This is a genomic window from Coleofasciculus sp. FACHB-1120, assembly GCF_014698845.1.
In the GTDB taxonomy this organism is placed as follows: domain Bacteria; phylum Cyanobacteriota; class Cyanobacteriia; order Cyanobacteriales; family FACHB-T130; genus FACHB-T130.
Genome location: NZ_JACJTV010000046.1, coordinates 1 through 26,340 on the forward strand (window position 1 = coordinate 1; position 26,340 = coordinate 26,340).

Consider the following 26,340-nt stretch of genomic DNA (forward strand, 5'->3'; position numbering starts at 1 on the left):
CCGTATTTGATAATTTGAGCAGATTGGCACTTGGGGCAGTTCATTAAGTTGTCTGCAATGATTGAGGTTCTTGGTTGACCAGCCTACCATTACTATGCGGGACTACCAAAAACTGATGGTATGAAAGATAAAGATGTTATAAGGCGAGATGCAAATGGGCAAAAGGATTTGTCTGGTGAAAGCCTTAAAAGACAATTTTTTTAATATCAAAATCTTTGAGGGGCTGACTTCAGCGAAGCTGACATCCAAGGAGCAGATTTTACCAACGCTATCCTCAAGGATGCCAAATTTACTCATGCTAAAGCTGGATTGCAGCAGTATTGGGCAATTACCCTACTAATTGGCTCCACTCGCAGATCGCCCTCGGTAGTGATCGCCTGTTGTCAAAACTCAAATAATTTTTGATGTCCCAATTGGTGCATGGCACGAATAGGATAACTCCATATCTTCCCGTTTGAGTAGGAAGTTAGGGACGAACAAATCTTGGGAGCCGCCGCAACGCTATCAATGCTATCTCCGATTGTCGGGCCGGTCGGGAAAGTCTTCTATTCCGACTTGAAGGAAAGTTCTCTGTTAACTCCAATCAACCGTCCTGGGTTGATCGAGCAGGACTCCTGAACCGCTGCTAAAAGTACGATCGCCAGTCGGGAAATGGGAATATAACGATGTAGAAGCGGATTTTTTAGAGCCAGCCCAAGTTGATGACTCTGAAGCGTCGAACATTGGCGGAAAGTACCTGTAAAACTGGAAAATATATAACATAATTAAAAAAAACTATGTAATAAAGTTAGATAAAAACATACGGGTATTTAAAATGATTTCACTATATATTTATTGCTACCGACTTGAGCAATCAATTCCGGTGTCGGCTCAATACCTGCCACATGTATAAAAAAGTCATTAAAGTCTCAGCTCATGCCCAACGTTTCATCGATCGCCGTCATAAATAACTCATTTAAAGGAATTCCCGCTGCGTTTGCCGTGTAAGCAATTACACTTTTGCGGTCAAAAATACAATACAACCCGGCTTCTATGAACCAAGGTTCTCCCTTTGGGTCGATCCGGAAGTCAAATAAACTATAATGGCGACACCCCAAAGCCAAATGACACTTCTTAGCTTCTTGCTGAACCTTTTGGACGATCTGGTCATCAGGATCTACAATCCAACCCGCGATATACTCTTTAGCGGTTGTACGCAAGTTGCGATCGCCCGGATCTTTTTTGAATTTTTCACTATAGCTGCGGATGGGAGTCTCGTCGGGGTCTATCAGATATTCTTCTAGGGGTAAAGCGACTAGCTCCCCATCTTTGACAAGAATACCGCATCTGACTTCTCGACCAGGTTCGATGAATTCTTCTACGATTACCTCCGAAGCATATTCAAATGCTTTCTTTAAAGCAGCGTCATAGTCAGCAGCATCTTTAACTAAAGACACCCCTAAAGAGTCGGCGGCAGTTGCGGGTTTGATGACTGCTGGAGGTTTAATTGTCGGAACGTCTCCTTGGCGGAGTAGTTCTCCAAAAGGCACTTTCACCCCTGCTGCTGCGACAATTGCTTTGGTTATGGCTTTGTGGTTCGCTATTGCCATGACATCCGGAGTATTGCCTATGTAAGGAATTTTAAGCAGGTCAAATAATGCGCGGTAGTGAGTCATTCCAGGGATACACATCATTTGTGGCAACACAAGGTCAATGTTTTGCGCTGTTATAAACTGTATAGCCTCTAATAGAGACATCGGTTTGGCGACAGCAATATCTTCCTGACTGAGGGAGGAAGGAAATCGCCACTGGCTATCAGGTGTGATGTATGCAATCAGAAAGTCATAAAGCGATGGATTTGCCGTAGCTAGCAGACAGCTTTCGGCGTAATCGCGTGACAAATTACAGTAAAAATCATTGTATGCAGACCCAACTAAATGAAGGATACGAAGTACTGGCATAATTCATCTTCCTATATACACTCTTACCGTTTACTTTCTTGCATACACGGTACTCCACCTGTATTCACTCTAGATGGCAAGCAAACTCAGTCGCCACCTCTCTGTACGAGTTTTCCGATGTTGAAATCAATTCTCACCCAACCTTTTAATTTTCGCAAATTGTCGAGTAATAGTAAGGGAATATAGCAGTGATGTACCATTAAAAATGGTAGAGGGTCGTTAACATCAAAGATTGCATCCTTTCCCCGCCAAATGCTTTTAAACCACGTTTGCAACTGCTTTAATGATCTAATTTCATTAAGTCTCCAAACCTCGTGATAAAGCCAATAAGTAGGCTTACTATCAGGAAGGGGTTGCAGAGGTAATGCAAAATTTCGCGTCTCTGCATTAAGATAGGCATCTGCTAAATCTGGATGATTGTAAAACATTGTAATTGCAGAGTGTGTGCGAGGGTTGCATTCGATCGCATAAACTGTCCCATCTTCCGCCTGCATGAAGTCAAAAGAAATTTGCCCAGTAAGTTTTAGTTCTTTGACAAAATGACTCACCCATTGCAAAACTTCTGGCTTATCAACGTTTTCATAGTTGACTTGAAAAGCAGATGATTCGCAGCCGCAGTGTACCGTTAATTCACCATTTCTTACTGTGCTATGAGTACAGTATTCTTTTCCGGAAATAAACTCTTGCAATATCCAAGGGTTGTCTTTACTAATTGGCAGACTCTTAACATGAACTGCCATTTTTTCGAGAGACTCCATTGGTAGCTTAGTCATGTCTAAGCGAAACACTGAGTCATAGACAATACTTTTGAGAATATACTTATTCTTCTCGTTGGCAAAGTCGAATTTAAGGACTTGTTCTGGCTCTGTAATTAAAAATGTTTTTGGGACTGGTAAACCGAACGATCGCGCAAGTTCGGCGAAAGTGAACTTGTTATCCAGCATCTTCATCGTATCGGCATCGAAGTGGAAAATCTCGCAACACCCTGATAACACTGGCTGGCGCTGGGAGTCAAAATAGCTTCCAGCGAAAATGCCTACTGGAATAAAAATGTCGATGTTTTCTTGTTTGGCGATCGCACGTACTGCTATCGTATAGTTTTCTAAGTCTTTCCCAGGGTCGGGAACTGTGTAAAAGCGATCGACAGCATTGGAAAATCGATAACCACTAAACCAATATTTGTCACTGTCAAATAAAATAACTCGATGTCCAGCAGCGTGAAACGATCGCGCTAGTTGAAGGGTTTTGGTCATTTTACCGCCACCAATCAAGATATTTTTGGGATTTTCGTTTAAAACCACTTCCTTCTTCAACGGTCGAACCAAAAAATTCCACAGCAGAGAGGCTAACACTATAGTGAGGTTAATCGGAAATGCGATCGCTAGTAATAAAAGAGTGCCAAGGTTTTGGAAAATTGCAAAAATACGTCCCTTGATGGGTTGCAATTGTGTCATAACAATCTCATGAAAAGTAACATTACGCCTGGAAATTACTTTCCAGGCTAATTGTGAAAGTTTGCTATAATTTCTACTCTATAAGTTCGCCAATATTAAAATCTATTCTTATCCACCCTTTGAGCCTTCGTAGATTGCCGAGAATAAGTAAGGGAATTTGCCAGTGGTGTACCATCAAAAACGGCAGAGGATCGTGTACTTCAAAAATGGCATCTTTTCCTCGCAAAATGTTTTTCACCCACGTTTGCAGTTGCTTTAAGGATCTAATCTCATTAAGCCTCCATAGTTCGTGGTATAGCCAATAGGTTGGCTTACTATCAGGAAGCGGTTGCAAAGTTTCTGCCAGAGGTTCTTTACCGAGATAGGCATCTGCTACTCCTGGATGGTTGTAAAACATGGTAATGGCGGAGTGCGTGCGGGGGTTACACTCGATTGCGTAAACAGTTCCGTCTTCTGCTTGAATAAAGTCAAAGGAAAGTTGTCCAGTACGTCCTAGTTCTTTGGCAAAATGACTCGCCCATTGCATAATTTCCGGCTTGTAAGCGTTTTCGTAGTTAACTTGAAAGGCAGATGATTCACAGCAACAATACATTCTTGTCTCTCCATCTCGCACGGTACTGTGAGTGCAGTATTCCTTTCCAGGGATGAATTCCTGCATAATCCAGGGATTCTCCTCGCTGATAGGTAGACTCTTAACAAATGCTGCTGTTTCTGATGATGTATCACAAGGTAGCTTGGTCAAATCTAGGCGACGTACTTGGTCGTAGGGGATACTTTTAAGAATGTACTTGCGCTTCTCTTGAGAAAAGTCAAAGTCGATGACTTGTTGGGGGTCGGTAATTTTAAAGGATTTAGGGACTGATAAACCGAGCGATCGCGCAAATTCTGCAAAGGCGAACTTGTCATCTAACATCCTCGTTATATCCGCATCGAAGTGGAAATCCTCACAATAGCCTGATAACACTGGTTTGTCATTAGAATCAAAGTAAATGACCGAGAAAATGGCTACCGGGATAAACAGGTCAATGTTTTCTTGTTTGGCGATCGCGCGTAAAGCTTTAACGTATCCTTCTAAGTCTTTCTGCGGATCGGGGACGGTGTAAAAGCCAGCGACAGCGTTAGAAAATTGATTACCACTTAACCAGTATTTATCTGTATCAACTATAATTGCTCGATGCCCAGCAGCATGAAACGATCGCGCTAGTTGGAGTGTTTTGGTCATCCTAGCGCCAACGATCATTATATTTTTGGGATTCTCTGCTAAAACTACTTGCTTGCTAAATGGTCGGCTGAAAAAATTCCATAGCAACGATACTAAGACGACGATGCAGTTAATCGGAAATGCAATTGCCAGTAATGCAAGGGTGCCTAAGTTTTGGAACGCTGCAAAAATACGCGCCATTAGCTCTAAAAAGTTTGTATTCAAAATGAAAAACAATTCTTATTGGGGTTTGTGGCAGCGAATATGTTAGCAGATGTCGCAAATAGCTTATCTGTTTCTCAAATCCACTGCCTAATTACCCCAGTTTCAGTAGTCCTAAACCCGCCTGATGATAGTCAAACCATCTCGCAAGGGTAGCAAAACTTGTTCAACTCTTGGATCGTCTGCAACAAGCCGGTTAAATTGCGCGATCGCTTCCCCATTCGGAGTTTGTTGGTCTGGTGGCAAGTATACCTGTCCCTGAAGCAAGGTATTATCCACGCAGATAAACCCGTTTTGTGCCAGCAAATTGTTATCTAGCAGCAGCTTGAAGTAGTCCACATATTCCTTCTTATCGGCATCAATAAACACCAAATCGAAGGACTCTCCCGCCGAAGATAATTTGCGAAGCGTCTCCAACGCCGGAGCAACTTCTATAGAAATTTTGCTCCCGTGCGGCGATTCTTGAAAGCAGGATGCAGCGAAATTAGCTACATATTCATCCACCTCACAAGCAATTACTCGCCCATCTTCTGGTAATGCTTCTGCCATTGCCAGTGCAGAGTATCCCGTAAACATCCCAATTTCCAAGATGTTTTTTGCCCCACTCATGTAGACAAACATCTTCAGGGTTTGCCCTTCCAGGTGTCCGGAGAGCATCTCTTGTTCTAACTGACGCACAGTTGCCTTATCGGAAAACCTCTTGCTCCAAGGTTCTTCCTTGGTCTTTTTAGCTAACGCTGCCAAGGCTGGAGATTCGTGGGTGCTGACCTCTTCTAGGTAGGGATCTATACCTGCTGCCAGTTGATACGCCTGCTTGAGAGCATCTGCAATTTCGCTCCGAACAGTGGCGTCTTGGGTCATTTTGAGGATGTTTTCCAGCTTTTCCACCAAAATCCCCAAGGGAGTTACGGGTCTTGCCTGGTCTCTGACCAGAGTCTCGCTCATACTCCACTCCCAACTAATTCAGGTAGTTCGCTTTCGACTTGCTCGCTTTCCACGTAAGCGTCAATGCCAGCACCGCCACGAGGATAGGTGGCACACAGACCCTTGTGTTCCACAAGTGCTTCTTCCAGTTCTTCTCGCGTCAGATCGTTGGCGAAGAAGCAACTGCCGATGGGGCGGGGCATGGCGGCGCGTTGTTTGCCGTCCCGCGTCTTGGTAATGGACTCTGTTGCACGCCACAGCAGATCTATGTCGAGGAGGGGATGGTCAAGTGATAAACCCAGGCGACTCATTAATCCCAGGATGCGATCGCGTTCTTGGGTCGTAATATATCCCCGTTTTTGGGCAATTGTCGCTGAGAATGCCATGTCAATATTCACCGCATGACCGTGGTACAACAGTACGCGGGGTGCAAGTTCCAGCGTGGGACTCCAAGTATGACCATAAGCAATAATGCGGTCTAGTTCCAACTCGTGCAGGTTGGGTACTTCCAACTCCAGCATCCGTTTAATCGCCTTATAGTTAAGCTGATGACCTATTTCTTGAATTTCTGGAGTTGCGTCCACGTAGCCAAAATGGGTATGCAGCAGTTGTTCGCCATACTTCTCCAACAACTCAAAAACTTCCCCTTCGGAAACAACCGCAATTTTCACTAATTCCGCCATTCCGTTGCGGACTTGAGCTGTTGGCAAGGTTCCCAGAAACGAAAAATCAAGGATAACTTTTTGGGAAGCGTGATAAGCACCCAGACGATTTTTTAGTTTCTTGTGGTTGACTGCTACTTTGATCGCTACGCTGGCATCAATTAAGCCGATTAAAGTGGTAGGAATGCGAATGTAATTACTGCTACGACGGTAGGTAGAACAAGCAAACCCCGCGACATCAGTAACTAAGCCACCTCCAACTACCAAGACTGGTTCTTTACGAACTAATCCAAATTCCGCAAAAGCATCAACAATTTTCTCTACCGTCTTCAGATTTTTTTCGAGTTCGGGAATAGAGATAGCAAATAAGGTGAGGTCGATGTTGTAATGCTGGAAATAAGACTGGATTTTATCACCGTACAAGCGATTCACATTGGCATCAACAACTGCAAGGCAGCGTCCAAATTTCTTATAACTGTCGGCAATTCCTGAATTCTGGATATCGAAAACACCATTCACATAGACGAGACTGTATTCAATTTTTTCGTAGCTTTCAACGTGAAATGCGTTTTCGGTAGCTTCTAGTTTTGTTCGGACAATACTCATGAGGGTAGGTTTCTAGAAATGTTTAAATTGGCAGCCTAAAATTGGCCAGAAAAAGCCTTGAACAGATTTATGATTGGCATAAATTTTGGTTAAACTTATGAGTTCAACAGTTTTATGCCCGACGAGTAGGGAACAACACAATATTATCAGCCGTACTATCGCAAGCTTGTATAAAATACTTGCCAGTCAATTAAGTATGACTTCAGTAATATAACAAAATTTTTGCAAATTTCCTCACTGCCCTAAAAAAAATATCAACTAATAGAAATTATTAATCTAAAACCTTAATCAATAAAACTTTACTATTCTATTTATTCCTAAAGGCACAGGCTAATTTTGTAGGTATTTAGTTATGGTCTGCTATAAAAATAGAATTTTTATAGCAGACCATTATTAACTTATAATAGCCTCAAGCCTTTGAGAGGTAGGGCTTCCGCTTTTCTAAGTTAGTACTGCCTAGGGGACTAAAAAATGCTGATAGATGAACCGTGAGCGTTGTTTGCAGATTCTCAAACTAGCCTAAAAAATCTTAACTCCACCTTTAGATAGATGCAGGATTCAGCTTGAAAGGGCGACAAAAAGATATATCTTTGATTAGCTTGATAAGTGCGGAGCAGTATACTAAACCAAATTTTTACTTTTTAATGAAAAGTCTAACAGCTCTGCTAATAATTGTTTGTTAGTAGACTTGACCACTTGTATAGCTCCAAACCTAGAAAAAATAAAATGTTTGCAAAAAAAACATCGAATAAAAAAATGTTATCAGAGACAAAATAAGAATATATACCTAAAATTATAAATAGTATCTTTCTTTGAAAGTAATCAGTTATATTAAAAATTCATCGTAAATCCGCTGTAAAAGGAGCGAACGCTCTAGGCATCCGAACAGCATTTAGGATGAATACATAGAAGAAATTAAAAATTAATAGTATATTTATCCTCTCCTACAACGCCGCGCAGCAGAGTATTCAACTCGCGCCGCAAGTCAAAACTTATTGCAAAGGGGACAGTTAATGTCGCAAAAGCTTGATTTTACCTTGATGCAGCCTAACGGTACTTAAACAATTTGCTGTCTTTATAAGGCTCCGAAACGCGATTACTATTAGTGCGGTGCTTATGGGAGCTAAATAATCTCGTTCGTTGTCCGGTCGGGCTTGCTTAATCAGCGGTTTGGGTTCTCATAGCAACTCCACCTAAAACAGTATTTGGTTGGGCGAATCCAGCAATAGTGAAACGCTAATGAATCCGTTAGTCACCGGCCCAGACTCCACCGAAAAGAGTCCAATTAGGCGGAGTCTAAGCCACTCATTCTGGCATACTTAATGCAGTAGTTGAGTAATGCAGTAACATGATCGTCATCTCTTTCGTCAATGAGAAAGGGGGCAGCACGAAATCCACGTCTGCTCTGCATTTCGCCTACTGGCTAGCTACCAAAAAAAAGAAAAAAATACAGGTGGTTGACGGCGACCCACAGCGCTCCCTCTCCAGATGGTTCGCCTCTATGGAAAGTCCAATCCCTGTGCCTGCCCTAATAAGTCCTGACGATCTACTTGAACAAATTCTAGTTTTGGCTGAATCCGTTGATTTCCTGGTAGTTGATGGAGCAGGCAGTCTAGCTGAATCGACCAGAGCGATTCTATTTCGCACTGACTTGGCTGTAATCCCCTGCCAACCCAGTAAGTTAGACCTGGATGCCGCAGCCGACACTGTGAGGTTGATTAAACAAGCTCAGTCAGTTCGTGGCGGATTACCAAAGGCAGCAGTATTTCTCAGTCGCGCTCAGAAAAATACTCGATTGAAAACTGAGGCGGTCTCTCTACTTGAAAAGATCCCGGATTTAATATCCCTGAAAACAATCATCCACCAACGGCAATCAACCGCCGATGCCTTTGGTCAATCAGCGACTGTGTGGGACTTACCTGTCCCCGGAGCGGTCGCAGCAACCGGAGAATTTGAGCAACTATTCAAAGAAATTCTAAGGCTGGTGCCATGACCAAAAAACGCTTGCCTCTAAACAATGACGATAACCTCGCTAAGCAATTTGTTTACGGAGAACCAATCACTCCCCCACTTAAACCAAATAAACCTCAAGAAGTTGAACCTCCACCCAAGGAAGCTACAATCAGGCTCACGGTAGACCTAGCCGAATCCATGCACAGAAAGTTATCAATTCTGGCAGCGCGAACTGGGAAGAAGAAAGCCGAAATCGTCAGAATGCTTTTACATGAAGCACTGCAAGATGTAGAAGATTAATAAGTGTATTACTGCATTACTGCATTACTGCGATACTGTTTAGACTTGTCCTGATTGGGAAACAGAAATTCTTAGCCCCTAGCGATCGCCCTCAGTTTTGGCAGAAACTGAGTAATCCAACTACAAGACTATGTCGAAGATCCCAGAGTGCGATCGCGCTTTAGCTCAATTTCGCAATCCTTTTATAGTGTGTGCCGTGCATCCCACGGGAGCAGATAGCGATCGCTGTCTCGACTTCCGGCTCTCCTGACGGTGAAGCTAGAATTCGGAGCGCCGAATTCTAGAGAGCGATCGCTGTCTTGATCTCCAAATCCTTGCTGAATCGGAGGAACTGTGGACACCAGAGGGAATGAGGTTTGTTAAGGGCGGAAATATAGCCCTCTGTGTCATTAGAGGCAAAGTAGTGCCTAAATTTCCACCTCATGTGCCTTGTGGCATTTTTCCCTTCAACTGATTGACACGCTGCTTGACTGACAACAGAACTACACCGCTTTGCCCCAATGCCCGACCAGAATGGGCTGATAGTAAAGTATTCGGAGTAGTCACTGGGACGGGGACGGTGAAAGAACCCCATGTCACTTATCTCAACGAGCGGCAGCCTGTCACTGATGAACTCATGGCTCTGTGTGAAGCAGTTACACCAACTGAAGTTTTTCGGATTGCAGCACCCTGTGCAAGCAAGGGTTGTCAGAATTTTGATGGCACAGATTGCCGTCTCGCAAAGCGAATTGTACAGCACCTGCCTGGGGGAGCAGAGGAACTGCCGCCGTGTTCAATACGCCAAGACTGCCGCTGGTGGCAGCAAGAAGGCAAGGCAGCGTGTATGCGCTGTCCGCAAGTTGTCACAGATAAGGGGTTTGAGTGATAACTACAACCCGTCTGAACAAATACATCAAGTGGGAACACCTACTGTTGGTTAAACGATTGGCTTGCCACTATCCTGGCGTACCATCCGCCTTTCCCAGACAAATGTAGAGAGAATCGGTGGATATTAATATCCACCGATTCTCTCTACATTTTTTCTTGATATTGCTAACTTTAAAGCGGTCTCATAGGATGAAATAATATCTAAGATTTTTGGAGAAATAATTGATTTAATTATTACCAAAAAAGCGAACATAGATACTTGAATTACTTGATTAAATTGAGAAATATCAAGGTAGGGACTGAGCTATCCATAGCTTAATCTTGCCCACAGTCACCATTTAAGAGGAAAATCTGAATGAAACACAACCAAAGAAAGTCCCACCGTCAAATTGAAATTGCTGACTTGGTTGCACAACGGAATCAAGTTCTAGATTCAGAAGAGCCTTTGTCATCCTTGTCTCATGAGCAAGCGAAAAGGGTAGGTGGCGGAAGCGTGGCTGTTCTATTGCAGATCGTGGCAGGGGGGTATGCTCCTGCTCAGATAGATATTCGTTGAGGTCGTTGAATGAGGTCTTAAAGACCTTGTACAGAGTCGGTAGATTTAATTCTGCCGGTTTATCCCACCTTCTTTCTTGGTATCAATACCTTCATGACTTATGACATTTTTGTTGAATTCTCATAACGTTTTTGATTATTTAGTTGATCGGGGTTTCTGCACTCATTCAGAGCAAGCTCTTAGCAAGGTTGAACCGATAGCTGCCAAAAACTTTAATTTGCTGGTGAGTTTATCAAACGGTCGGAAACTGCTGGTTAAGCAAGAACGGCACAATCAAGAGGGTAAGGCAGCAGCCGAGTTTTTGAACGAATGGCGAATTCAAGAGTTTTTACAGCAACTTTCCGAACTGGGTCAAATTCAATCCTGGATACCAGTGGTGCTACATTTTGACGCTGAGCATTCCATTATTATTTTTAGCTACCTGGATGAGTATCGGGATTTAGCGGATTTTTACGGGAAGGAGAATGTTTTTCCGACTAAAGTTACACATGCGATTGCTACCATCCTCGCCACCGTCCATCGCGATACATTCAACCGCCAAAACTATCAGGATTTTTTCTCTTCAAAATCTGAACATACAACCCCTGACCATATGCCTAACTTGATTCGGAGTTTGGAACGGATTGGACCGGAAATTTTTGGTCAAGTGCCCACAGATGGGCTAAAATTCTTTGCGCTCTATCAACGGTACGATAGCTTAGGGCAGGCAATAAGAGAACTTACTGATACTTGCAAACCCTGTTGCCTGACGCACAATGACCTGAAGTTGAATAATATCCTCCTGCACAAAGACTGGGAGCAAGCGGGTGACAGCATTGTACGGCTAATTGATTGGGAACGCTCCACATGGGGAGATCCTGCCTTTGATTTTGGAACACTCATTGCTAGCTACCTGCAACTCTGGCTAGGTAGCTTGGTTATGAGTCAGTCTCTCACGATCGAAGAATCTCTGCGCCTAGCCGCGATACCTCTCGAACAGCTTCAGCCTTCCATTGCTGCTCTGACTAGCACTTATCTCGATACCTTCCCGGAAATCTTAGAACATCGTCCTGATTTCTTGCGGCGAGTGGTGCAATTCGCTGGTTTTGCCTTGATTCAACAGATTCAGGCGATGATTCAGTATCAAAAATCTTTTGGCAATACGGGAATTGCTATGCTTCAGGTTGCCAAAACCTTGTTATGCCGTCCAGAACAATCCATGCCAACGATTTTTGGTGCTGCGGCTGTCCAATTAACTCAGCTTCATGCTGCTGCTGTTTAAGATATTTAGTTACAACCAAACGATATGCAATTACTTGATTCTCGTGAAACTCAGCTGACTGCTGGGGCAACTGGGCGATTACTAGATGTTCTAGATGACATTGTTAATAAAGTCGAGATTCAGTCAAATTTCTCGATTCATCATCCAGACTACAAACCCTGGGAATTGTCTGCTGAAGTGGTTGCCCGTTTTCAGAAAATGCCTGAACAGATACAGGGAAAGTATCTGAGTTTGCAGTTGCGGAGTTTTCTCTACGGTATCTATTACAACGGTTCGATGCGAACTACCCTTGCCCTCAATGGAGAGGGAAATCATTTGCCTTTGGACTTGGAGAATAATACTGTCTTGGGGGTAGATGTTGGATTTTACGATCGATTACACCAAAACAATAAGGGAGAAGGATATTTCGACCCTGGTTGGTATGTAGTGCGGGAAGAGAGTGATGGCACTCTTGCTGTTACCAAGGATGGTTTGACGTTACACATTCAGCGATCGCAACATCTCCAACCCTTTGAACAGCATACTCCTGTCGGTAACTCTGTAGCTATCCGAATGCCTCGCAATTTTGTGCAAAACGGGTTTTACATGGCAGTTGGCAATGCGGGGGCACAGAGTTATAGTCATCCAGGCTACTCTCCAGAGATTGTGCGCGTCTACTTCAGCCTGACCCCTGAAGGTGCGATCTCACTCATGAGTAGCTTGACACAGCAGCTAAATAATATCCCAATTCCCTTTACCTTTAAAATACTATATAACCCTGCCGACTATGGACGTTGTGACTCAGGAGTTCTCTATTTTGATAAGAGTAACTATAAAACTGTTCACCAAATTCTTGAGAGTGTTTATGCACAAACAAGAGGGCTTTTTCACACAGATATCCCCCTATTCACTAAGTTACTTGCACCAGGCGTTGGTCTAGCAGAAGAACCTGACCAAAAATTTGCCGCCCAAGAAAGTTTTGGGATGAATCGCTGCCAAATTATTGCTAATGGTTTACTAGAAGCTTGGCACAAAGGAGATAACTCGCCAGATAGTCGAATGAACGCTATCTTTCAGCAATTCTCCCGCTTGGGCATTGACTGGCAACATTCTTACCTCAACGCCAACTCTCAAGACATTTACACACCGTTGACCCTGTGTAAACTAACTAACCCCCCGCCTTCGGCAATAATCTTATCCAGCGAAATCAGCCCTATTGCCAATAAATTCCCAGAGTCCGATTTGGCGTTTTACCGCAAACTAGGGCGGACTGATTTAACTGTTAGTTGTCTTGGATTAGGGGGCGGTGGCAGCATTTCTAGTGCGGATACCCTCTACGCTTTCGAGCAGGGTATTAACTACTTTTTCTATTCTAGTGATTTGCACCACTATATCTATAGTTCTATCTCTGATGCCCTGCGTAAATTATGTGGGCGAAAATCATCGGTGCGCGAGAAAGTGGTGTTGGCAACAGTGACTTATATCAAGAGTCCTGAGATGGCACTTGCTGCTTTATTAGATCAGTTTATGGAACTAGGGATTGACTACATTGATGTATTGTTTTGGGGCTGGATTGGTGCCAATGATGGAGCGATTTTAGACAATTGCTTGCAGCTTTCCCCCGATTTGAGGGACTCCAATTCCGTTTATCAGCGCACCATTGAAAGAATGCTTGGCACCTCAGAGCGACTCAAAAAAATGGGAGCGGTTCGTTATATTGGTGCTTCTTTCCACGATGTAAATCTAGCAAGGAAGTGGTCTAATAGCCCACTGTTGGATGTGGTGATGGTTCGTCATAATGTTGCTCATCGGTCTGCCCAGAGTCAACTGTTCAATCATTTAGATGTCCATGACCTGCAACGACCGGGCATCATTACCTTTAAGTCTACTGGTTCTCATTCAGGAGCGCTCTGGGATGCTCCCCCCAGTCTGCCAGAGGGGTGTTGGCAACCTTCGGTGCCGGATTTTTACCGCTACTCTTTAAGCCAAAACTGTGTGGATGTCTGCTTAATGGGTTTACAACAACGGTGGGAGATTGATGCCGCGATCTCAGCTATCCAAAAGGGCAAATTAACGGCTAAAGAAATTGATTATCTAAATCTTTATGGCGATTTACACCTCCGGAAACTCCAAGTTGAAGATATACCAGATGAAAAATTACTTTGCCATATCTAATGCTTAGTGGCAGCAAAGGATTCTGTCTTTTCTTGCAAAGACAGAATCCTTTTTTAAAAAAATAGCTTTATAAATATATTTACTATATAAGTATAAACTGGCCACTGCTAATACTAAATAGGGACAAAAACGCCTTTTTTCTTTGAGTCGTCAAAACCTTATATGGAAGGTTTTGACGATGTTTATCCCCATAATCATAATGGGGATAAATAACCCGGATTGGGTATAATGCAGTGCGGCACTAGTAACCTGCTTTTAGATCCTCATCAATCTTTCGTAGTCGTATAAACAACCACAGATATTACTATAGACTGATTGATTGTCCAAGCTATAACTGAAGCAACACAAAAAGGAGTACTTCCTCCTGAAATATTATTTGCTAGTGCATCATCATGGATATCCTCTAAATAGCTTTCAGAATCAGCAAATAGTTCATATCCAGCAGGCTTTAAGTCGGAAATTGAAATATTAGACATTTTTCCGTTACTCCTTAAGTAAAATTTGTGAATCAATTTGGTTGATTTGGAATCAGACTTTTTTTGTCTCTCTCTATTTACATTATTGCCTGAATCTTCCTATGTTTGCTAGGTTTAAAACAAGCTAAAACTGCATCTAACTAACACAATTATTTCTCCCTTTTTAAAGAAAAATTGTCTCCGTTTGGTAAGATTCAGCTAAAATAAAGTTAATTCGTTCTAACCAGGAAATCACTGAAAATATAAATAATATATTTATGTCTTTTTGATTTGCCGATGCCACTAAGGTAAGGATTCAGGTCAGCCAAAATGCACTGATTTTTAGACTTTGTAGATAAAGATCAATGCTTAGAGGTTCGTAACAGGGAGAAAAGGGGAAGCAGATCTTGATTGTGGGTAGCCACCACTAAAGTTTGCTGAAAAAATGCCATAACAGAGCGAGCCTGTAACTGTAACCTCACCTAAAATTCGGGCTTTAGTACTTCATTACATACCAGTCTCGATCAGATCGCTTTTCACTTTTGTCAATTCTCTGCTATTTTCTCCCCTCTTGCCTGCTAGCTGTCGCTCTCCTCCCTGAATTCTTACCCTAACTAAAAGCCCTATAACTTATCATCAAAGTTTATAATAGTATTAATTTCTATAACTTTTATATTTAACCATTCATTAAATAAATTAAAAATGATTTGATAACGCATCTTTTCATCTAATTCAGGCTGAATAATTTCCTCAACCCAAATCAAGTGTACTCCCTTACTAGTCACAATAGGCTTAAGTATCTGCGGTGGTTTAGCCACAAAGACAGCAGCAGAAATTTCAGGCTTCATCTCCTTACGTTGCACCATCCCTCGATATCCTCCTTTTCGTCGCAACTCCACATCCTGAATGTATTGCTGAGCAACATCATGAAAACTCATCTCCTTTTCAGCGATTGCATAGAATAACTCCATCGCTAAATCTTCATCATCCAGCACCACCTCGTAAATCACTGCACTGGCATAATCTAACTGATACTCATAAAAGTAAGGTTCAACCTTATCTGCAAATGAATGGACAGATAGCTTATTATAAATGACAGCGTAATAAACAATCTCTTCAAAATCATCTAAAGATAAACCTTGTTTTTCCAACCACGTCCAAGTTTCATCAGCGCTTAAAAGTTTATTGATTAATCGAAATTTATTGGCAGTTTCTTGAAGCTCCTCCGTATCTACTGTTATGCCAGCTTCAGTAGCCGCAGCCGTAATAATCTTACGCTTAACAATCTGCTCAACTAGTTCAGTAATTTTACGGGATAGCTTCACCTGCTGTAAAATATCTTCGTTGGTAATCGTAATTACTTGGGACATGATATTCCTCCTATTCAGCCAAAAAATCAATTGTTAAACAAGCGGCTCTAATGCAGATAAAATTTCCCTAACTATAGTTCTAAACCTCCCTTTTGCAACTTCTTAAACGGGTCAAGAATGAAGTCAATAATGCGACGCTGCCGAACAATCACCTCAGCCGTTGCTGTCTGTCCAGGGACTAAAGCGGTACAACCACTGGAGGTTTGGATACAAGTCTGTTTCAGCTCGATTTCTAGGTCAAACATAGCGATCGCACCCTGAGCTGTTTCCGTCACCTTAGAAGTGGGTGAAATCTGGCTCACCTTTCCTTCTACTACCCCGTAGTCTTGGAACGGATAAGCATCAAACTTCATCTTGACAGCCATCCCCTCACGGAGAGTCCCACTTTCAGAAGTAGCCATCTGTGCCCGAAGTATAAGGGAAGCACTCTTTGGTGCAATCTCAGCTATTAACGTACTCGGTTGTACTACAGCGCCAGTCCGTTGGATAGGCAACTGAAAAATCGTGCCACTTACTGGGGCACGTAACACTCGTTGCCCTAACTGAAATACCCAAGATTGAATCTGACTTTTGCTCCCTTGAATTTCTGCTTTAAGGGCGGTAATTTGTGTTTGCAGTTCCTTGAGCTGTTCTTCACTTTTAAGCACAGCTATTTCCCCGGAATGAATCAAGCTCTGATAGCTTTTTTGCTGCTCTTGTAGACGAAGTTTGGCTTGCTCGATATCGGACTGAGCTTGATGAATAATCTTCTGATAGCTGCTTTGTTGCTCTTCCTTCCTCAGCTTGGCTTGCTTGACATCCGACTGAGCTTGCTCCTGCAACCCTTGTCTTTCTTGAGCCAAATCTTCCTGTTCAACAACCTTAATTTCTGCAACAACATCCTGCTCCCGAAGTTGGCGATAGCGTTGGACTTCTCTTTGTGCCTTAGTCAAACGAATGTCTGCTAAATTTGAGGCAGTCTGGCTATACTCAAGGTTTTGCCGTGCCTGATCAACTTGAGCAAGTTTTTCCTCTTTTTGTAAGTTGTAGGTATTCCTGAGAGAGTCCAGGTTCTGCCGCGCCTGCTCGACTTGAGCCTGTTTTTCCAATTCTTGAGCCTGGTTCTGTTGCTGTTGGGCACGGACTCCCAGGAGCAATTGGTTTTTCATCAACTCCAACTGCGCTAGCCGATTTTGTTGACCTTCCAATTTCGTCTGAGCTTGCTGGAGTTCGCTCTTAATTTCCTCTGATTCGAGTTCCAGTAAAGGCTGTTTGTCCTTTACCAATTGACCTTCCTTGACTAAAACCTGAGCGACTGTCCCAGCGACTGGTGCATCGACTTTGAAAACTTTACCCTGAGGCTCAAGTCGCCCTCTGGCACTACCTGTCTCATCAACCTTGGATAGCATTGCCCAAGGTAGCACAATACCAGCAAATATTACTAAGAAATACAGCAACCCCCGCGTCCAAACTCGCGGTAAGGTATCAATCAATTCCTTGGTCAAAGAAGACCAATCATCACTAAGAGATTCAGATGAGTTTGTCTGAGTCGGCAGTACTGTTTTATTAGAGTTGTTAGAGGTCAGAAGCTCTTCAGACTGTTCTTTATCAGTACGATAGTGACCATTCTGACTCCCCGGATCTTGTGTAGATATGTTTGGCATAGGTTATTGCTGATCGTGAGCTTGTTCATTGCTAATTGCTTTTCTTCCATTAGCTATTAGCATTTGATTCAACCTGTTATGGTAAGTTGTTGCTGGTTGAGGTAGAAGTAGTGGCCCCGTTTTGCCATTAATTCATCATGGGTTCCACTTTCTATCAAGATGCCTTTGTCTAGCACCAGAATTCTGTCAGCATTACGTACAGTTGAGAGGCGATGAGCAATTACCAGCGTTGTCCTGTCAGTGAGAATAGTGTTGAGGTTTGTTTGAATAATCCGTTCAGATTCAGCGTCAAGACTGCTGGTGGCTTCATCTAAAATCAACAGTCGGGGATTTCCTAATAAAGCGCGGGCAATAGCAAGGCGCTGTCGTTGTCCACCAGACAGCATTCCTCCCCCTTCACCGATTTGCGTTTCATAGCCCATCGGCAGTTCCTTAATAAACTGATGCGCTCCTGCCTGTTTAGCTGCCTCAATCACGTCTTCCAGGGTGGCTTCTGGATGACCTACAGTAATGTTCTCGCGAACCGTACCGCCAAACAGAAACGTATCCTGGTCAACTACGCCAATTTGTTGCCTAAGCGATCGCAGCGATAAACTGGTGACATCGTAGCCATCGATGAGAATTTTCCCTTCAGTGGGAGGATAGAGTCCCAAAACCAGCTTGGAAATTGTCGTCTTTCCAGAACCACTACGCCCAACAAGCGCTACCATGTGCCCTGGCTGCACTTCAAAACTGACATTTTCCAGCGTATTGACATCGCTTTCTGGGTGGTATCGAAACGTGACTTGCTCGAAACGAATGTGTCCGCGAATCGGTGGTAGGAATTGACGAGACTGGTGTTGTAAATCTTCCTCTGGTTCAGCGTCAATCACATCATTAATTCGCTCAACGGCAATAATCACTTCCTGCAAGTCATTCCACAACATAATTAGCCGCTGGAAGGGACGAATGACAGTGCCCAGCAACATATTAAAAGCGACTAATTGCCCAATCGTGAGTTCATTTTGAATCACCAGCCACGCTCCAAACCACAGTAATGCTGTAGTTACTACCGTTTCAATCGTTAAGCTAAAAGTCTGGAGCGTATTGCCAATCACCTGCCCGGAAAAGGACTTTTTAACCGACTTGCCAAACAGATCCTCCCAATGCCACCGTACCGTCTGCTCAACCGCCATAGATTTGACTGTCCGGATGCCAGTTAGGGATTGGATTAAGTACCCAGTTTCTTCGGTATAAGCACTAAAAATCTCACGCGAAACACGCTGCAAAAAAGGTGTAGCAATTAACGCCAGTAATACAAAAGGTGGCACAATCACCAACGTCAGCAGTGCCATTTTCCAGCTATACCAGAACATCAATCCTACGTAGATGAATACTGTCAGTAAGTCAAGAACAATTGACAGTGCTTCACCCGTGAGAAATCGCTGAATCTTACGATTTTCTTGGATGCGGGAAATGATATCTCCCACATAACGGGACTCGAAGAAGCTCAAGGGGAGCCGGAAGGTATGGCTAATAAAACCGACAATCAGCGCTAGATCGACTCGGTTAGCTGTGTGATCCAGAAGGTACTGCCGCAGTCCAGTTAGGGCGACTCGGAACAAACCAAAGATGAGTAACCCTAACCCTACGGCTGTTAAAGTCAGATTGCTGCGCTGTACTACCACACGATCCAACAGCAACTGAGTAAACAGCGGCGTAATCAGTCCAAAGATTTGGATCAGAATAGAAGCAATCAACACTTCCAGCAAGACGACCTGGTGGGGTTTCACCAGTTCAAAGAATTGCCAGAAGGGGGTGCTAGCCTCCTTAGCATCCTTGAGCAGGGCTGTGGGCTGAAGTAACAACGTATAGCCAGTCCAACCCGCTTTAAATTGTGCATGAGTCAGGGTACGCTGACCGATGGCAGGGTCGGCAACGATAACGAGATCGCGTGTTACCTCATAGACTACGATGTAGTGCTTCCCTTCCCAATGGATAATAGCAGGTAGGCTTTGTTCTGCAAGTTTGTTAAGGCTTGCTTTCACGGGACGGGTTGTAAACCCAATGCTTTCTGCTGCTGCTGCTAGTCCTCGCAGGGATGCACCATTGCGGTCAACATTGGCAATGTCCCGCAGCCGATTGACACTAAAACGCTTACCCCAGTAGCGACCAACCATCACTAAGCAAGCTGCACCGCAGTCAGATGCACTTTGCTGGGCAAAGAACGGATAGCGCCGGGTCACTCGCCGCCACAACTGACCCACTTTTACTGTTGGGTTGGGGAAGTAAGCCCTACTAATTTTTGACTGGGGTTTTCGCTCAACAGGGAGTTGAGAAAATACAACAGCCTCAGACTTACTGGCAAATGCTGTAACTCTTTGGTTTTCAGTAGATTGGGTAGCGTTTGCACCCGTCAGCAGTGAATCTCGGATTACTGCACAGGTGTGAAGATGCTCTCCTATGGAGGGATACTTGCGGATTAGCGATCGCAAAACATCACCAGGAATATAGCAAAGCCTCAACTTTACTGAAGCTCTAGCAGCATAAGGCTGAAATTGCTCCTCTGGAAACAGAGTTAGTTCACCAAATGAAGCCCCTGCCCCTACTGAAGCGATTAAATTATCAGTACTATCGAGCAGTCTGACTTTACCCGCCAGAATTATATAAATTCCCACCGTCGCGTCTGCTGTCTGCCAAAACCGTTTGCCTGCCGTTGGCTCTAGAATTTCAATGTGCTTGAAGCAGTTTGAGAGTTCCGGTTCTGAAAGAGTTTGTCCCAAGGTTTGGGCGAGCTGTTGACCTAGCTGTTGCTTTGAAAAGGCTGATGAATTCTGAACCATGACTTGCTGGAAGCTTAACGGCAGAACTAGTTGCTGGTCTTGATGAAATTGAGTGACCACGGGAGTTCGGACTCGGAGGAAAATTGCAGGTCACCAATTGTGATGCGCGAACCTTTAGTGCTATCCAAATCTGTTATTTCTGGTGTTGAATCGGATTTGGGTCGAGTGGAAAGCCCCATCTTTTTAAGCAAAAGGTTAACGTTGCGATCGCTAACCGAAATCCCCAGTTCTTTCGCCAGATGCTTACTTAACCATTGCCCTGTCCAACGCCCAAATGGATATCCATAATCACGAGGGCTATGGTTCACCAGTTCTTTCAACCGCTCTAAATACTGGTCATTCACTGCCTTAGGGCGACCAATCGGACAATCCTGCCATTGGTGTGCCATTCCAGCATGGGCTACGTGCATCCAATGCCGTGCGGTTGCTGGAGAACACCCCAAGGTTTGACAAATTTCGGCTTGAGATTTCCCTTCATCTGCCAGTAACATGATGTTGATACGCTGGCGGTACGACTCAGGTAAATCCTCTTGCAGACTTTTTTGCAGCAATTTGCGCTGAAACGGGGTTAAACATTTACCTAAAGGGGTGTCTGGGTTGTTGATGTCAAATTTCCCTTGGTAGTGTGACATATTAAACTGATTGCTAATACAAAACTGTCTGTAGTTGATTAAAGTTATTCCTTGCCGCTTCTCTATTCATCACTCCAAAACCCAAGTTTTATGCAATGAGAGCAATTTTTTTCGGGGGAGATGGAGCAGACAAAGCGGCAAGTGGCTCACTGTCTAATTTCTCTGAACCTGTCATTTATCGACTGAAGGTGGTGCTGCTGGGCATTAGTCAGATGATTTGGCATCGTCTCCAAGTAATCGGCGATAGTATACTCGAAGATTTGCAGTAACTAGTTGTTTTATTAAGTAGTTGACGGCGATGTCTCCTCTTTTTTTTGAAACAATCTCTTTTATCACGTCTCACTTGGGACTTTTCCTCGCTAAATTCCCACCCAAAGTGAGATCGCGTTATTGGAGTTAATTTTCGCTTCGGCAACGCTTATTTTGAATCTCGCACAATTCTCATCACGGTATTTTTTGAAAGCCCCAGTTCTTCGGCTACTTTCCGGTAGGACAGTCTTTACCGTACTAGCTCCAACACCTTTAATTCTTTCTCTCGAACTTAAGCTGGAATGTGACCCGTTTGTCTGCAATGAGTTCAGGAGAAAAATAAACTCCACTACCTCTTTGGGTTTTCTGGGTACGTGGTTTATTAGCACCTCCTATCAATTATTCCTCATTTTGCTCGTCCAACGTTATGACGATTTCTCGCAGTGGTACAGAATTTAAGCTCAACTGTGTTGTTTCCTTAATTGGGGATTTACGAATACATCGTTTTAACTCCTTTGTGAATTTTGAATAAACAAATGTGGCTGATGCGATCACGTGTCAGGTATGACTTCATACCTTATTGGTGGCTAATGCCTCTCGCTTGCGACAACCTAATTTCTACAACCACTCATAGTTGATACTGAATTTTCCAGAGGACGGATTCCAGCGAACTGTCCAAATTCCGCCTGTCGTTCTCACCCCCCAGAATGGACTCGATCCACTACTAAGCAAAAAATCGCGAACCACCCCTCCTTGAACTGATTCTTCCTTGTGTTCGGTTAGCTCTACTCTTAGCTCTTTCAAGGGCAAAGCATCCACGGTAGACTGCGACAAACCTTTGATTGAGGGCTGACGTAACATAACTTTTACTCCTTTGCTAGTTTGCTCACTATCTCAGCAACGGGGTGAGTTCTGAACTTTTCCTGAAAGTAGGCTGTATTTATATATCCGATTGAGCAATGGAAGTTATGCATCCGATTGAGCAATGGAAGTTATGCACACATCCAGTTGACTTAATAGTGATAGGAAATGAGCAAAGGGTCTTGCATGTTCGTGCCGTTTTTGCACAATCTTGCTAGAACTTGAATAAAGTTTTAGGCGTCACTCCAGTCAGACGTTTGAAGTGGCGATTGAGGTGGCTTTGGTGGGCAAAGCCGCAGGCTTGAGCAACATGGGCAATACTCATCTCACCCCGTTGTAAGAGTTGTTTGGCTCGTTCCACCCGCTGTTGAATCACATACTGATGTGGGCTAAGACCTGTAGACTGTTTGAATAGTCGGCAGAAGTAATAGCGACTGATGCCAAGATAGTCAGCGATCGCATCAAGAGAAATTTCCTGGGCTAAATTATCCTGGATATAATCAACTGCTTTTTTTAGCTGCTGTTGCGGTAAACCTCCCTCATACTCTTGTATAGAGAATTTTTGAGTTGAGTAATTTTGCAGAAGATGCACAGCTAAGAAGGTTGCGGCTGATTCCGCATAAAGGCGGCTATCTGAACCCTTAGTTTTAAGCTGTGTCTTCAGTCCCAGCCCAATTTGATGAATCAGTGCATCTTGAGTGATCAGATGCGGTAACATCTCATATTCATCCGTATCCAGCAACTCTACAGCATTGCAAGTCAGTAATTCCGGCTCCAATTTGAGCAAAAGAACGTTCGCCTCTCTATCCCAACGGATTGCTTGGGGAGTATGCATCGGACAAAGCCCTACGCTACCCGTAAACATCAACCCTGTTTGCAGATGTCTGTTTACAGCTCGCTCCACCTGAAAACTCTGACCAAGATTAATGGTAATGACAAATTGTTTGAGAGAATACTCAAGAGTCTCCCCTGGTGGTAGGTAGTGGTGTTCCAGACTCATCGCACTCCACAATTTCCTACTGCTAGAAAGCATAGGTGGTTTGGAGAAAATTTGTGAAAAGGTATTTTCACCGCTTTCATTAATATCTAGCAAATCTTCACCTGACATTGCTCACCTCGCCGCAACCGGATATACCCGTCATTTTAGAGTATGTTTGAAACTCATATTCCATATTTTCAACTGTCACACAAGGTACGATTGAGAGCTAGCATAGGTTGTTTTGTGATTATAGCTTTCCAGGTTTATTGGGAGAAAATGTATAAGATTTAACTAAATTTTTAAACTGTAACCGTGGGCTTTCTATTTCTTAAAGAATTCAAGGAATAGAAAGAGTGCCCCACAACCGATAAATAAAAAAAGACTATCACCCAATCTCGCCAACCAAACATCTATCGCCGAGTCTTGAAGAGTCAGACGAGTTGAAGTATGTTCTAAAATATCCATTAGGTTTCCCAGGTTACATAATCTTTGCAGATATAGTATTTATCGCCTCTAGCTTTAACATTTATGCAAGAAGTCATTTTTTGTTACATTCGGTATTAATATCTTTGTTTTGTTAACCCTAAACTGGGCATTCAAAGTGAATAAACTTAGGCAAGTGGGTTTACAAGTTGAACAAACCCTGGTGTCATGTCAAAACTGTAAATAGTGTAAGCGGAGTGAGGAGGTAGGATTGAGTTTGCATAAGGAGCCAATGAGATTGATGGATAATTAAGATAAAAGATGTTGAGTCAGTCATGAGCAACTACAATTATTAATAGCCAGAGAATAATTACGACAAATTACGCAATCTTTAACGTCAGCTCAACAAAGTGATTGCATCGCTAAAAGGGATAAAAGCCAATGGGACGGAAAGCTAAACTCAAGCAAATCAGGCAATCAGCACAACCATCACCTCAATCAGAAACTAACTCTGACCCGAATGAATTTGTGGAACAGTTAGAGAAACAAGGCTACCAACTAGGACGGATTGAGCGTTGTCCCGAAGTACCCAATCGCCGAGTAAAGCCACAAATGTAGCCTGATAGCGATTTGGGTTTGGTGGAATTGAATCCCACCTAAGGCATTCATTGCTGGTGATGGTTTTAATTCCCGCTCCTAATAGGGATTTGGGTTGAATAAAGGCTAAGAAGAGAAATTGAAATGAGCGCTCCCATGAACAACTACTTGCAACAACTTCCAGATGCGGAGGTGCAATGGTGGAACGAAAACGTCAAAATTTCCGCAGAAGGTTACTTTCCCTTTGTAAATGGTGATTGCATTCTTGACAGCGGTTCAGAAGTCCTGCTCGATCAAACTAGAACCTTCGCTTGGCATTGAGAGAGGATTTTCTTCCAATCCGGAATATTTCTAAACTGGCGATTGCATTGGTTTCCGATCCGTTTCTACATCGTCATCGACGATTTTCCCGACCAGCGATCGCCTTCTTCGCAGCGGTTCAGGAATTCTTATCAAGAAAACCAGAATCCTCGGTTGGCGTTGAGAGAGGATTTTCCTCCAAGTCGTCATACATACATTTCTCAACTGGCGATCGCATTTTTGGCAGCAATCAGGAATCCGGCTCGCTCAAGCCAAAACCTTCAATTGAAGTTGAGAGAGGATCTTCTTCCAATCCGGAATCTCCAGGTTTTACCACCAGGAAGGGCGATCGCTCACTTCAGCGAGCAAGACTAAATAGGACAGTGTCGATCTTCAGCACATTAGGTCTACTAGGCGGAATTAAGCTGATGTGCCGAGAACAGCTCAAGCTGATTGGGTTTCAAGGCATCTCTTGAGCATATCAAACAGATGACAGGGGTAAGGACAGCGCTGAATAGGTTTATCAGTGAGGTTTGAACTAAAGTTTTTGGGCGGTTGGTGTTGGTTGTGAGATAAATGCCAGCCCGTTAGCAAGGAGATGGCACAGGGAAACGAGCCACTGAAGTGTGTTCAACGCCTCACGGCATCTCTCGGTATAGTGACTAAGTTGGCAACCATTTCGGAGCGCCGAAATCTCGTATTTAACCCCTTACGGCATCTCTCGGTGCAGTCACGGGTTTGGGTAGGGTCGAGGAGGAGTATTACTACTTCTCCCCTCCCATCCGAAACCGTGCTTGCGACTTTCACCGCACACGGCTACTCAATGTGTTTCCCTTGTCATGGGACTCAAACTGCCATCTGAAGCAGTCTTTTTATCGTGGCAATGCCGGTGTAATAGCTGTAGATTCTTCCACTCATCCTTACCGCCTAATGCTCTAGGAATTTTGTGGTCTATTTCCATCACATCCCATTCTTGGAAACGTAATCCGCAACAGGGACACTTACCCTTTTGTCGCTTGAGCAACTTAGCCCTTCGATTGGGCATTTCAGGGTGTATCCCTAGTCTTGAACTCCAGTAAACTGAGTTGCCATCGAAGGGGCTTTTATCGCCTTTAACTTTCACATAATTGTTGCTACTGCAAGCAATATCATTATGTGTCAGTAACCGATAGGGGTTCGCGTTCCCTCTGGTTGCGAATACCCAGTTGTTACCGCCGATGATAGTCCAGTATTTCTTATGACCATCACTGATTGTTCTACAGCGGCGTTTTGCCCATCTACGGAGTTTCAGGTACGTGAGGGTGTCTTGTTTTGACAGTTCTCCAACGTTTTTGGCGTCGGAATTTGCGTAATATGAAGCCCATCCCCTTATGACAGGGTTTAGGTTTTTTATCAGTGCCGATTGTGGCTCCGACCTGTGTTTTTTGATGAGTCTTCCGACCTTCTGTTGATGTACCTTACTCGCCTCCTTCGTTGGGGTGATGAGCGTTTTGTAACCCAATATCCCACCTTGAGAGTCTTTTGGACTTCGGTATTTACCAGCAGGGTATTGCTGTATGTGATGACCTAAGAAGTCAAATCCAGCTTTACCATCCTCACTTAGCTCTTCGTAGAGTGTGTGAGTTAGCCTCGTCTTTTCGGGTTTCAATTGCAGACCTATGCCACTTAACCAGTCCGAGATTATCTCTCGGCATCTTTGGACAACGAGCTTGTTTTCATGCATGACCACGAAGTCGTCGGCGTATCTGATGAAGCTCAGGGATTTTACTTTAGACTGCCAGCTTTCTTGTTGACCGTTTTTAGGCGTTGCAGAATAGAAGTATGAATTGAGGTTGTTCTTGATGCAATGTCCTGAGTGTGGTTCCACTCATATCCGTAAGAATGGGAAAAAGCGAGGTAAACAGAATCA

General features: G+C 43.6%; 22 protein-coding genes and 3 pseudogenes. 12 read left to right on the top strand and 13 right to left on the bottom strand.

The features are described from left to right. Positions 1-231: 231 nt before the first annotated feature. Positions 232-405 (top strand): annotated as a pseudogene (locus H6H02_RS24570) (pentapeptide repeat-containing protein); the annotation flags it as partial. Between the two features lie 503 nt (positions 406-908). On the opposite strand, the gene H6H02_RS24575 reads toward H6H02_RS24570, so the two are convergent. The 5 genes from H6H02_RS24575 to H6H02_RS24595 form a co-directional block, all read right to left on the bottom strand. Beyond that, positions 909-1,940 carry an ATP-grasp domain-containing protein gene (locus H6H02_RS24575; RefSeq protein ID WP_190822743.1) on the bottom strand — a complete coding sequence of 344 codons (1,032 nt, stop codon included), beginning with the start codon at positions 1,938-1,940 and terminating at the stop codon, positions 909-911. Positions 1,941-2,026: 86 nt separating this feature from the next. Next, a complete protein-coding gene (locus H6H02_RS24580; RefSeq protein WP_190822745.1) occupies positions 2,027-3,394 on the bottom strand; it encodes an ATP-grasp enzyme in 1,368 nt (455 codons plus the stop codon). Positions 3,395-3,467: 73 nt separating this feature from the next. Then, a complete protein-coding gene (locus H6H02_RS24585) occupies positions 3,468-4,796 on the bottom strand; it encodes an ATP-grasp domain-containing protein (protein WP_190822784.1) in 1,329 nt (442 codons plus the stop codon). Between the two features lie 135 nt (positions 4,797-4,931). Then, on the bottom strand, positions 4,932-5,762 hold the full coding sequence (locus H6H02_RS24590) for a class I SAM-dependent methyltransferase (RefSeq protein WP_190822747.1): 831 nt from the start codon (positions 5,760-5,762) through the stop codon (positions 4,932-4,934). Beyond that, positions 5,759-7,009: a sedoheptulose 7-phosphate cyclase gene (locus H6H02_RS24595; RefSeq protein WP_190822749.1), complete on the bottom strand. Its 1,251-nt coding sequence runs from the start codon at positions 7,007-7,009 to the stop codon at positions 5,759-5,761. Before H6H02_RS24595 ends, H6H02_RS24590 begins: the two co-directional genes overlap by 4 nt. Positions 7,010-8,357: 1,348 nt before the next feature. Here H6H02_RS24595 and H6H02_RS24600 point away from each other — a divergent pair. The 7 genes and pseudogenes from H6H02_RS24600 to H6H02_RS27375 all read left to right on the top strand — a co-directional run bounded on the left by H6H02_RS24600 (position 8,358) and on the right by H6H02_RS27375 (position 14,100). Further along, a complete protein-coding gene (locus H6H02_RS24600) occupies positions 8,358-9,002 on the top strand; it encodes an AAA family ATPase (protein ID WP_190822751.1) in 645 nt (214 codons plus the stop codon). Beyond that, the gene (locus H6H02_RS24605; protein ID WP_190822753.1) at positions 8,999-9,262 is read left to right on the top strand and encodes a CopG family transcriptional regulator; all 264 of its coding nucleotides are present in this window, start codon (positions 8,999-9,001) and stop codon (positions 9,260-9,262) included. Before H6H02_RS24600 ends, H6H02_RS24605 begins: the two co-directional genes overlap by 4 nt. 466 nt (positions 9,263-9,728) lie before the next feature. Further along, positions 9,729-10,182 (top strand): annotated as a pseudogene (locus H6H02_RS24610) (nitrogen fixation protein). Between the two features lie 302 nt (positions 10,183-10,484). After that, positions 10,485-10,685, top strand: a complete 201-nt coding sequence (locus tag H6H02_RS24615; protein WP_190822755.1) for a hypothetical protein — start codon at positions 10,485-10,487, stop codon at positions 10,683-10,685. Positions 10,686-10,785: 100 nt separating this feature from the next. Next, positions 10,786-11,946, top strand: coding sequence for an aminoglycoside phosphotransferase family protein (locus tag H6H02_RS24620; protein ID WP_190822757.1), 1,161 nt, complete (start codon positions 10,786-10,788; stop codon positions 11,944-11,946). A 552-nt stretch (positions 11,947-12,498) separates the two neighbouring features. Beyond that, positions 12,499-13,032 (top strand): annotated as a pseudogene (locus H6H02_RS27985) (T3SS effector HopA1 family protein); the annotation flags it as partial. Positions 13,033-13,113: 81 nt separating this feature from the next. Continuing rightward, entirely contained in the window at positions 13,114-14,100 is a 987-nt protein-coding gene (locus H6H02_RS27375; protein ID WP_347342653.1) for an aldo/keto reductase, read from the top strand. A 266-nt stretch (positions 14,101-14,366) separates the two neighbouring features. Here H6H02_RS27375 and H6H02_RS24630 read toward each other — a convergent pair whose 3' ends face one another. The 5 genes from H6H02_RS24630 to H6H02_RS24650 all read right to left on the bottom strand — a co-directional run bounded on the left by H6H02_RS24630 (position 14,367) and on the right by H6H02_RS24650 (position 21,022). Further along, the gene (locus H6H02_RS24630; RefSeq protein ID WP_190822759.1) at positions 14,367-14,576 is read right to left on the bottom strand and encodes a hypothetical protein; all 210 of its coding nucleotides are present in this window, start codon (positions 14,574-14,576) and stop codon (positions 14,367-14,369) included. A 602-nt stretch (positions 14,577-15,178) separates the two neighbouring features. After that, the gene (locus H6H02_RS24635; protein WP_190822761.1) at positions 15,179-15,925 is read right to left on the bottom strand and encodes a peptidylprolyl isomerase; all 747 of its coding nucleotides are present in this window, start codon (positions 15,923-15,925) and stop codon (positions 15,179-15,181) included. A 71-nt stretch (positions 15,926-15,996) separates the two neighbouring features. Next, positions 15,997-17,568, bottom strand: a complete 1,572-nt coding sequence (locus H6H02_RS24640) for an HlyD family efflux transporter periplasmic adaptor subunit (RefSeq protein ID WP_190822763.1) — start codon at positions 17,566-17,568, stop codon at positions 15,997-15,999. Positions 17,569-17,636: 68 nt separating this feature from the next. After that, a complete protein-coding gene (locus H6H02_RS24645; RefSeq protein WP_190822765.1) occupies positions 17,637-20,390 on the bottom strand; it encodes a peptidase domain-containing ABC transporter in 2,754 nt (917 codons plus the stop codon). 26 nt (positions 20,391-20,416) lie between these two features. Beyond that, a complete protein-coding gene (locus tag H6H02_RS24650; protein WP_190822767.1) occupies positions 20,417-21,022 on the bottom strand; it encodes a helix-turn-helix domain-containing protein in 606 nt (201 codons plus the stop codon). Positions 21,023-21,117: 95 nt separating this feature from the next. Between H6H02_RS24650 and H6H02_RS24655 the strand changes: the two genes are divergently transcribed. Next, positions 21,118-21,291 carry a hypothetical protein gene (locus tag H6H02_RS24655; RefSeq protein WP_190822769.1) on the top strand — a complete coding sequence of 58 codons (174 nt, stop codon included), beginning with the start codon at positions 21,118-21,120 and terminating at the stop codon, positions 21,289-21,291. A 598-nt stretch (positions 21,292-21,889) separates the two neighbouring features. Here H6H02_RS24655 and H6H02_RS24660 read toward each other — a convergent pair. Then, positions 21,890-22,132 (bottom strand): hypothetical protein, encoded by a 243-nt coding sequence (locus tag H6H02_RS24660; protein ID WP_190822770.1) that lies wholly within the window; start codon positions 22,130-22,132, stop codon positions 21,890-21,892. 214 nt (positions 22,133-22,346) lie between these two features. Beyond that, positions 22,347-23,240, bottom strand: a complete 894-nt coding sequence (locus tag H6H02_RS24665; protein WP_190822772.1) for an AraC family transcriptional regulator — start codon at positions 23,238-23,240, stop codon at positions 22,347-22,349. 735 nt (positions 23,241-23,975) lie between these two features. Here H6H02_RS24665 and H6H02_RS24670 point away from each other — a divergent pair. The 3 genes from H6H02_RS24670 (at position 23,976) to H6H02_RS24680 (ending at position 24,806) form a co-directional block, all read left to right on the top strand. Further along, complete coding sequence (locus H6H02_RS24670; RefSeq protein ID WP_190822774.1) at positions 23,976-24,152, top strand: hypothetical protein; 177 nt, start codon at positions 23,976-23,978, stop codon at positions 24,150-24,152. Positions 24,153-24,275: 123 nt separating this feature from the next. Then, positions 24,276-24,452, top strand: coding sequence for a hypothetical protein (locus tag H6H02_RS24675; RefSeq protein ID WP_190822776.1), 177 nt, complete (start codon positions 24,276-24,278; stop codon positions 24,450-24,452). A gap of 42 nt (positions 24,453-24,494) precedes the next feature. Next, positions 24,495-24,806, top strand: coding sequence for a hypothetical protein (locus tag H6H02_RS24680; protein ID WP_190822778.1), 312 nt, complete (start codon positions 24,495-24,497; stop codon positions 24,804-24,806). 445 nt (positions 24,807-25,251) lie between these two features. Here H6H02_RS24680 and H6H02_RS24685 read toward each other — a convergent pair whose 3' ends face one another. Next, positions 25,252-26,154 (bottom strand): group II intron maturase-specific domain-containing protein, encoded by a 903-nt coding sequence (locus tag H6H02_RS24685; protein WP_242040863.1) that lies wholly within the window; start codon positions 26,152-26,154, stop codon positions 25,252-25,254. Positions 26,155-26,340 lie beyond the last annotated feature (186 nt).

Excerpts from the sequence above, each read along its gene's own strand:
- H6H02_RS24575 (WP_190822743.1), bottom strand. The coding sequence starts at position 1,940 with ATGCCAGTACTTCGTATCCTTCATTTAGTTGGGTCTGCATACAATGAT.
- H6H02_RS24580 (WP_190822745.1), bottom strand. The coding sequence starts at position 3,394 with ATGACACAATTGCAACCCATCAAGGGACGTATTTTTGCAATTTTCCAA.
- H6H02_RS24585 (WP_190822784.1), bottom strand. The coding sequence starts at position 4,796 with ATGGCGCGTATTTTTGCAGCGTTCCAAAACTTAGGCACCCTTGCATTA.
- H6H02_RS24590 (WP_190822747.1), bottom strand. The coding sequence starts at position 5,762 with ATGAGCGAGACTCTGGTCAGAGACCAGGCAAGACCCGTAACTCCCTTG.
- H6H02_RS24595 (WP_190822749.1), bottom strand. The coding sequence starts at position 7,009 with ATGAGTATTGTCCGAACAAAACTAGAAGCTACCGAAAACGCATTTCAC.
- H6H02_RS24600 (WP_190822751.1), top strand. The coding sequence starts at position 8,358 with ATGATCGTCATCTCTTTCGTCAATGAGAAAGGGGGCAGCACGAAATCC.
- H6H02_RS24605 (WP_190822753.1), top strand. The coding sequence starts at position 8,999 with ATGACCAAAAAACGCTTGCCTCTAAACAATGACGATAACCTCGCTAAG.
- H6H02_RS24615 (WP_190822755.1), top strand. The coding sequence starts at position 10,485 with ATGAAACACAACCAAAGAAAGTCCCACCGTCAAATTGAAATTGCTGAC.
- H6H02_RS24620 (WP_190822757.1), top strand. The coding sequence starts at position 10,786 with ATGACATTTTTGTTGAATTCTCATAACGTTTTTGATTATTTAGTTGAT.
- H6H02_RS24630 (WP_190822759.1), bottom strand. The coding sequence starts at position 14,576 with ATGTCTAATATTTCAATTTCCGACTTAAAGCCTGCTGGATATGAACTA.
- H6H02_RS24635 (WP_190822761.1), bottom strand. The coding sequence starts at position 15,925 with ATGTCCCAAGTAATTACGATTACCAACGAAGATATTTTACAGCAGGTG.
- H6H02_RS24640 (WP_190822763.1), bottom strand. The coding sequence starts at position 17,568 with ATGCCAAACATATCTACACAAGATCCGGGGAGTCAGAATGGTCACTAT.
- H6H02_RS24645 (WP_190822765.1), bottom strand. The coding sequence starts at position 20,390 with ATGGTTCAGAATTCATCAGCCTTTTCAAAGCAACAGCTAGGTCAACAG.
- H6H02_RS24650 (WP_190822767.1), bottom strand. The coding sequence starts at position 21,022 with ATGTCACACTACCAAGGGAAATTTGACATCAACAACCCAGACACCCCT.
- H6H02_RS24655 (WP_190822769.1), top strand. The coding sequence starts at position 21,118 with ATGAGAGCAATTTTTTTCGGGGGAGATGGAGCAGACAAAGCGGCAAGT.
- H6H02_RS24660 (WP_190822770.1), bottom strand. The coding sequence starts at position 22,132 with ATGTTACGTCAGCCCTCAATCAAAGGTTTGTCGCAGTCTACCGTGGAT.
- H6H02_RS24665 (WP_190822772.1), bottom strand. The coding sequence starts at position 23,240 with ATGTCAGGTGAAGATTTGCTAGATATTAATGAAAGCGGTGAAAATACC.
- H6H02_RS24670 (WP_190822774.1), top strand. The coding sequence starts at position 23,976 with ATGGGACGGAAAGCTAAACTCAAGCAAATCAGGCAATCAGCACAACCA.
- H6H02_RS24675 (WP_190822776.1), top strand. The coding sequence starts at position 24,276 with ATGAGCGCTCCCATGAACAACTACTTGCAACAACTTCCAGATGCGGAG.
- H6H02_RS24685 (WP_242040863.1), bottom strand. The coding sequence starts at position 26,154 with ATGCATGAAAACAAGCTCGTTGTCCAAAGATGCCGAGAGATAATCTCG.